The following is a 5,582-nucleotide window of genomic DNA, read 5'->3' on the forward strand; positions in this document are numbered from 1 at the left end:
ACTCCACGTCCGAGGGAGACGCCCGGCTCCGGGAGGAAGTCGCCCGGCGCTACTCGGCGGACGGATTGCCCACCGCGGCATCCGACCTCATCATCACGACGGGTTCGCAGCAGGGGCTCGGCCTGATCTCGACGACGCTTCTCGATCCCGGCGACACGATCCTGGTCGAGGAACCGTGCTACCTCGCGGCGCTGCAGACCTTCGCGTTGGCCGGCGCGCGCGTCATCGGTGTCCCCTATGACGGCGGCGAGCTGGATCTCGAAGCGCTGGACAGGCTCGCCGCCGAGCACAGCCCGAAGTTCTTCTACACGGTCCCCACTTTCCAGAATCCCACCGGCCGCACGCACGGGCTCGATGCCCGCCGGCACATCGCCGCCATCGCACAGCGGCGGGGATTCCGCATCATCGAGGACGAGCCCTACCGCCAACTGCGGTACTCGGGTGAGGCCCTCCCCTCGCTGGCCGAGCTCGCACCGGCGCACGTGATCAGCCTCGGCAGCTTTTCGAAGGTGATCGCGCCGGGGCTGCGCATCGGATGGATCCGCACGACCCCTGATATCCGCCCCGCCGTGACGATCGCGAAGCAGGCCGCCGACCTCCACACCTCCACCATCGACCAGGCAGCAGCCGCCCATTACCTCCTCTCGGGCCGCGGGGAGCCCGCGCTCACGCGCATCCGCGAGGCGTACTCCGCCCGGCGCGACGCGATGCTCGACGCCCTGCCCACCGTTCTGCCGACCGGCAGCACCTGGAACCATCCCGACGGCGGCATGTTCGTCTGGGCACGGCTGCCCGAGGGGATGGATGCCGCCGAGTCGCTCGGGCGCGCCCTGGCCCACGATGTCGCCTACGTACCCGGGGTCTCGTTCTACTCCGGAACGCCCGATCGGCGGACGCTCCGCCTGTCGTTCACGACCTACGCCCCTGACAGGATCAGGGAGGGCTTGTCAAGGCTCGGGACGACCTGGGGCACGGGAAGGTAGCGTGGGGGCATGCGCTACCTCTTCAGCACCGGACTCGTCGCTGCGATCTCTGCAGGAGTCTCGCTGCTACGCGGCACCCGCGAGCAGCCGATCACCTGGCGCTCCCTGCTGTCCTGGCTGAGCTGGGGCATCACGATGGCGCTCGCCGTCGGTGCAGTGATCGACATGAACCGCGAACGACGCGGTGTGCTCGTCGATGCCGACTCGCCGCAGTCGGTCAAGAAGGCGAAGAAGGCCCAGCGGCTCCAGTTCCGCTCGCAGAAGGCCCTCGCCGACACGCAGGATCACGCCAAGGACGCACGGCACTGACACCGCGCGCCCCGAGCGCATCGTTCACCGTGTGAGGATCAACGCCTCGCCCTGACCGCCGCCGCCGCACAGGCCGACCGCGGCGGTTCCGCCACCGCGACGCACGAGCTCGTGCACCACGTGCACCACGAGTCGGTTGCCGGATGCACCGATCGGGTGTCCGATCGCGATCCCGCCGCCGTGGATGTTCACGATGTCCTCGTCCAGCCCGAGCTCGACCTGTGAGCGGGCCACGACCGCGCCGAATGCTTCGTTGATCTCCACCAGATCGAGATCCGAGGGTGCGATCCCCTGCTTCTCGCACGCACGCTCGATCGCACGCGCCGGCTGCGCCTGCAGGGAATTGTCCGGGCCGGCCGTCTGACCGCTGGCGCCGACGGTGGCGAGCACCGACCAGCCCTTGGCCACGGCCGTGCGTCGCGCGGTGACGACCACGGCCGATGCGCCGTCGGAGATCTGAGACGAGTTCCCCGCGGTGATCGATCCGCCCTCCGCGAAGGCCGCCCGCAGCCCACCGAGGGTCTCGACCGTCGTGTCGGGGCGCACCCCTTCATCCTTCGTCACGCGAACCGGCTCACCCCGGCGCTGTGGCACGTCGACGGCGACGATCTCGGCCTCGAACACTCCCGTTTCCTGGGCAGCGGCCGCGCGTTGGTGAGAGAGCGCGGCGACACGGTCCTGCGCCTCTCGGGTGAGCTCATATCGCGCGTTGTGGCGCTCCGTCGACGCGCCCATGCTCTCGCGGTCGTAGGCGTCGGTCAGACCGTCGTAGGCCATGTGATCGAGCACCTCGACGCTGCCGTACGCCCAGCCGTCGCGCGAGCCCATCAGCATGTGCGGTGCCCGCGTCATCGACTCCATCCCGGCGGCGACCACCACCTCGGCGTCGCCGGTGCGGATCATCCGAGCGGCGTCGATGATCGCGGTCAATCCCGACAGGCAGACCTTGTTCACGGAGTGGGCCGGCACGTCCCAGCCGATCCCGGCACCGATCGCCGCCTGCCGAGCGGCGTTCTGACCCGAGCCCGCCGCCAGCACCTGTCCGACGATCACCGCGTCGACGTCGCCGGGGTCGACGAAGCCCTGCTCCAGCGCGCCTCTGATGGCGAAAGAGCCGAGCTGAGGAGCGGTGAAGGCCGCCAGCTGCCCCTTCAGTCGCCCCTGCGGTGTGCGAGCAGCGGCGACGATGACGATGTCGTTGTCATTCATGATGCGAGGTCCTTTCGTGGAGGAGATCCGGATGGATGGTGAGCGCCGGCTCGGTCGCGGCGATGACCTCGTCCACGCTGACTCCCGGGGCCGTCTCGACGAGCGTCAGTCCCTCGGGCGTGACGTCGATCACGGCCAGGTCCGTGATGATCCGGTCGACCACTCCGCGACCCGTCAGCGGCAGCGAGCACTCGTCCACGATCTTGGCCGATCCGTCCCTGGCCACGTGCTCCATCAGCACGATCACCCGAGCAGCACCGTGCACGAGATCCATTGCCCCGCCGGGGCCCTTCACCATCTTGCCCGGGATCATCCAGTTCGCGAGATCCCCACTCGTCGAGACCTGCATCGCGCCGAGGATCGCGGCATCGATCTTGCCGCCGCGGATCATCCCGAAGCTGGTGGCCGAGTCGAAGAACGCCGCACCGGGCAGGGTCGTGACCGTCTCTTTACCCGCGTTGATGAGGTCGGGGTCCACGGCGTCTTCGTGCGGGTAGGGCCCGATGCCGAGAATCCCGTTCTCGGATTGGAGCACCACCGTGACGTCGCTCGGCACGTGGTTGGGCACGAGCGTCGGCAACCCGATTCCGAGATTGACGTAGGAACCGTCCTCCAGCTCGGCTGCCGCGCGGGCCGCCATCTGGTCTCGTGTGAGTGCCATCTCAGGCTCCTTCCACGGCGACGGTGCGCCGCTCGATGCGCTTGGGGATGTCCGTGCCCACCTCGACGATGCGATGCACGAAGACGCCGGGAAGGTGGATGCTGTCCGGATCGAGCTCACCCGGCTCCACGAGCTGTTCGACCTGAGCGATGCAGGTGCGTCCGGCCATCGCGGCCAGCGGGTTGAAGTTGCGCGCCGCCTTGTTGAAGACGAGGTTTCCGTGGCGATCGCCGCGGGAAGCGTGCACGAGCGAGAAGTCCGTGGTGATCGCCTCCTCGAGCACGAAGTCCGCCGGCGAGCCATCGACCTCGAATGTTCGGACGTCCTTCACCGGGGAGGCGACGGCGATCGTGCCGTCCGCGTTGTACCGGCGGGGCAGCCCGCCTTCTGCGACCTGGGTGCCGACACCCGTCTGCGTGTAGAAGGCCGCGATCCCCGATCCCCCGGCCCGGAGCTTTTCGGCCAGCGTGCCCTGCGGCGTGAGTTCGAGCTCGAGTTCGCCGCTCAGGAACTGACGCTCGAACTCCTTGTTCTCCCCCACGTACGACGACGTCATCTTGCGGATGCGCTGCGCGGCGAGCAGCACCCCGAGTCCCCAGTCGTCCACTCCGCAGTTGTTGCTCACGACGCTGAGATCTTTCGTGCCCTGGGCCAGCAGAGCTTCGATGAGCGCGATCGGGTTACCGGACAGCCCGAACCCGCCGACCGCCAACGAGGCTCCGTCGGGAATGTCGGACACGGCGTGCGCTGCCGAGTCCCATTGCTTGTCGATCACGTCTGCTCCTTCGAATTCGTGCCTCACTCCAGCATCCGCTCTTCGGCCCCCGGCGCAACGATCACGTCTTGCGATGTGGGCAGATACGGAGATAGCGTCCACGATATGGAATCGACCGCGCGCTCCGTCCCCGGTGCACAGGCCATCGCTCGGGCCGCGCGCCTGCTCCGGCTCGTGACGGCCGCCGGCGCGGACGGCGCCTCCCTCCAAGATCTCGCACGTGCTGCCGAGCTGTCGCGCTCGACCGCCCATCGCTTGCTCAGTGCACTCAAACTCGAGGGGCTCGTCGACCGCGACGAGGACAGCACCCGCTGGATGCCCGGCCCCGAGCTGTTTCTGATGGGCTCGGTTGCCGCTACGCGCTACGACGTGACCGCCCTCGCGCGGGACATCGTCCGGTCGCTGGCGGTCAAGACCGAGGAGAGCGCGTTCTTCTCCGTGCGGCGAGCGGATGAGACGGTGTGCCTGCTTCGGGAGGAAGGCTCCTTCCCCATCCGCTCCTTCGTCCTGAGCGAGGGCGTGAGGTTCCCCCTCGGCGTCGCCAGCGCGGGTCTCGCGATCCTGGCGTTCCTCCCTGACCATGATGTGGACACGTATCTGGAGCGGCACCCCGACCTTGAGAGCGCGTGGGGGCCGACGCACCGTCCGCGGGCATTGCGGACCCGACTGGCCGAGACCAAGGAACGCGGATACGCCGTCAACCCCGGCTTGATCGTCGAAGGCAGCTGGGGCATCGGCGCCGCGGTCTTCGATCGATCCGGACGCCCGGAGTGGGCGCTCAGTCTGACCGGAGTCGAGTTCCGCTTCGGTCCGGATCGGATGACGGAGCTGGGTCGCACCCTGTTGGCGCACGCCCATCAGCTCTCGGCGCGGATAGCGAACGCCCGACGTTAGAAGTAACGTACATACCATCCGGTATATACTCGATGGTATGAATCGTTCGGACGTCGTCGCATCACTGGTGCTCTCCGGCTACGCTCTGGGCCGCATCGCGGCGCAGGATGCCGGCAACGACGCGCCCGCCGCGCAGTGGCGGGTGCTGAGCCTCCTTGAGCAGGAGGGTGCCAGGCGCGTGGGCGAGCTGGCCGCCGCAGCGCGCACCACTCAGCCCGGCATGACCCGCCTCCTCGGCCTGCTGGAGCGTGAGGGGCTCGTGCTCCGCTCCCCCGACCCGGACGATTCGCGAGCGACTGTCGTCGACATCACCTCTCAGGGCACTGCCGCCGTCGCTGCCTGGCGTGCAGAGTTCCGCGAGATCCTCGCGCCGCGGTTCGCCGCGCTGAACGACGACGACTGGTCCGCTCTCACCCGCGCGGCGGAGATCCTCGCTGCGCACACCGCCACGGAACGAACAGGAGAATCTCGGTGAACAACACCGCCACCCCCTCGGTGTGGAAGCAGCCGGCGCAGGTCTGGGCCGTCGCCTTCGCCTGCGTCGTCGCCTTCATGGGAATCGGGCTCGTCGATCCGATCCTCCCCGCGATCGCGGAGTCGCTCCAGGCGTCGCCGGTGGAGACCGAACTCCTCTTCACCAGTTACCTGTTGGTGACCGGCCTCGCCATGCTGGTGACCAGCTGGATCTCCAGCCGCATCGGCGCCAAGGCCACCCTGCTCATCGGGCTCGCGCTCATCGTCGTCTTCGCCC

The 5,582-nt window shown here is 68.5% G+C and carries 8 protein-coding genes; 5 read left to right on the forward strand and 3 right to left on the reverse strand.

Annotated elements, in window-relative coordinates; all coding sequences use genetic code 11:
• On the forward strand, positions 1-983 hold a 983-nt coding region (locus ACNPM4_RS06790; RefSeq protein ID WP_448985173.1), incomplete at its 5' end, for an aminotransferase-like domain-containing protein.
• A 9-nt stretch (positions 984-992) separates the two neighbouring features.
• Positions 993-1,292, forward strand: coding sequence for a hypothetical protein (locus ACNPM4_RS06795; RefSeq protein ID WP_029263584.1), 300 nt, complete (start codon positions 993-995; stop codon positions 1,290-1,292).
• Positions 1,293-1,316: 24 nt separating this feature from the next.
• Here the strand turns inward: ACNPM4_RS06795 and ACNPM4_RS06800 are convergent, their stop codons facing one another.
• Genes ACNPM4_RS06800 through ACNPM4_RS06810 form a run of 3 tightly spaced genes read right to left on the reverse strand, consistent with a single transcriptional unit; the run spans position 1,317 to position 3,937 of the window.
• Positions 1,317-2,501, reverse strand: coding sequence for an acetyl-CoA C-acyltransferase (locus ACNPM4_RS06800; protein WP_448985174.1), 1,185 nt, complete (start codon positions 2,499-2,501; stop codon positions 1,317-1,319).
• Positions 2,494-3,162 carry a CoA transferase subunit B gene (locus ACNPM4_RS06805; RefSeq protein ID WP_448985175.1) on the reverse strand — a complete coding sequence of 223 codons (669 nt, stop codon included), beginning with the start codon at positions 3,160-3,162 and terminating at the stop codon, positions 2,494-2,496. Before ACNPM4_RS06805 ends, ACNPM4_RS06800 begins: the two co-directional genes overlap by 8 nt.
• Before the next feature lies 1 nt (position 3,163).
• Complete coding sequence (locus ACNPM4_RS06810; protein WP_029263587.1) at positions 3,164-3,937, reverse strand: CoA transferase subunit A; 774 nt, start codon at positions 3,935-3,937, stop codon at positions 3,164-3,166.
• Between the two features lie 105 nt (positions 3,938-4,042).
• Between ACNPM4_RS06810 and ACNPM4_RS06815 the strand changes: the two genes are divergently transcribed.
• From ACNPM4_RS06815 to ACNPM4_RS06825, 3 genes are all read left to right on the forward strand, one after another.
• Entirely contained in the window at positions 4,043-4,831 is a 789-nt protein-coding gene (locus tag ACNPM4_RS06815; protein WP_448985176.1) for an IclR family transcriptional regulator, read from the forward strand.
• 37 nt (positions 4,832-4,868) lie between these two features.
• Positions 4,869-5,306 carry a MarR family winged helix-turn-helix transcriptional regulator gene (locus tag ACNPM4_RS06820; RefSeq protein ID WP_448985177.1) on the forward strand — a complete coding sequence of 146 codons (438 nt, stop codon included), beginning with the start codon at positions 4,869-4,871 and terminating at the stop codon, positions 5,304-5,306.
• A partial coding sequence (locus ACNPM4_RS06825) for an MFS transporter (RefSeq protein ID WP_448985178.1) occupies positions 5,303-5,582 on the forward strand: 280 nt, incomplete at its 3' end. The genes ACNPM4_RS06820 and ACNPM4_RS06825, both read left to right, overlap by 4 nt.

This window comes from Microbacterium umsixpiens (assembly GCF_053543675.1).